Here is a 1,769-nt window from a genome sequence, read left to right on the forward strand (position 1 = left end):
CTCAATACCTGTGAGTGTCCACACAGATTTCTTGTTTTATCTTGTTAAAGAACGTTTGCCTCATACTGGACTCCAGCGGGCTAGGGCTGCGTATTTTACGCTTCTCCCTGTCGGCGTCAAGCGCTTTTTTCAGAAGATTTTTAAGTGGTTAATTACTGTGCTTTCGCGTTGTAACTACCGGCTTAAAAACTCGAGCCGCTTATCACCTTGACTCGACATTCGTTACCTACTCACTTGGTAAGTAGCGCCGTTTGCCGTGTCAGTGGGAGCGCATTATAGGGAGCAGAAACTTTTACGCAAGGGCTTTTTTAAATAAAAATGAACTTATTTTTTATACCTGATATAAGCACACCCTTTACACCAATTACGCACAAAGTTATCCACAAAAGCGATAATTGAAGCACCGGCACAGGCTGGTCACCTCTTACCTTCAAACACAGTGAACTGGCTAACGAAAGAAACTTGAGCGCTGACACACCCAGGCGCTTTATCTAAAAACAAGGGAGTAGCGATTGCCTTTACGGCCAGAATAAACACCTCCCCGTCGCTTCTCAGGTAGAAATTAGGGCAACGAAGAGGTAAAGATAGAGATAGGCAATCTCCACATTGTCTTAGAAGGAGTTCTGATACCAGGCATGCTATTGAATGAAGAATGAGGTATCCACTAAGCGATTGAGCTAATACTTACAATGAACTCCAAAAAGAAGTAAGGAATGTAAATTAACACAAGAACAGTACAAACAATTAGCTCTATGAGACATTAGGCTATCAGGGTCAACTTGGCTAAGTAGGGAATAGCATGTATGAACCTGAATGCTTATGGTGAATCCTAGGAAAAGCATTTCAAGCCAATCATTAACCAACAAGGTTCAATTCTATAGTTGAAGGTTGAAGTCATCTCATGCGCGCAAAGTTTGCATCATGAGTGCTGGCAATACCGAGATTAGATCCCTCTTTAGATAATCTGACGCATGGGCTCATTTGCCTTGCCACTTATCATCTGACATTACCAGGACTCAACTAAATAGGTAAATAAAGGACTTTTGAGATATCTAGCGCCTATCATGAGCAGCTTAGACTAAGCTCTCCAAATCCTCCATCGTGTGCACCAAATTACATTTGTTCGACGCCAGTACTTCTCTCCTATTCCGCTATGATTTATGGACATGTCAATTTAGAGTATCCATTTATCGAACTATCGCATGAGGCGTAAGAGATCCGATTATCTAGCTCATCTTGATGGTTGGATCGTGAAGGTACCTGTGGCTAGGCTGCAAGCTGAGAAGTAAGAGAGCCCTGAACGGCTGAAGTGTCGATATTGCAGAACACACCTCTGCATGGGATTGTATCTCACTGCGTGAGGACGCTTTACCTCCCCCATATTCGAGTGAGATTCCTCGTTATTAGACGCCTGAAAATAACCTGCTCGGTTCTTGAAGCGAACAGATGGGTGTGAAAGTAAGGCTCTTTGAATAAGCAGTACTTAGCCTGACTTGAACACGGAGAAGCTATGCTTCGCGGCCGATGACAAGGCACATGGATGTAGCGAATGTCATAAGCTCAGGATACGGTTTATCACCACGCCCGGCGGTGGGGCGACATCGGGGTAAGTTTTTTCTCAGAGTGTAGAAAGCAAAAAGCCCTAGCGTTTTAGGCTAGGGCTTTTTGCTATATTAGGCGTCTGGAAATGACCTACTCTCACATGGGGAGACCCCACACTACCATCGGCGCGATTGCGTTTCACTTCTGAGTTCGGGATGGGATCAGGT

At 44.4% G+C, this 1,769-nt stretch carries 1 rRNA gene; it reads right to left on the minus strand.

Annotated features, from left to right (window positions below):
• Nucleotides 1–1,679 precede the first annotated feature (1,679 nt).
• Nucleotides 1,680–1,769 (minus strand): 5S ribosomal RNA (gene rrf / locus AYI87_RS21130); the annotation flags it as partial.

The sequence above is a fragment of the Shewanella sp. KCT genome, assembly GCF_007636505.1.
GTDB lineage: Bacteria > Pseudomonadota > Gammaproteobacteria > Enterobacterales > Shewanellaceae > Shewanella > Shewanella halotolerans.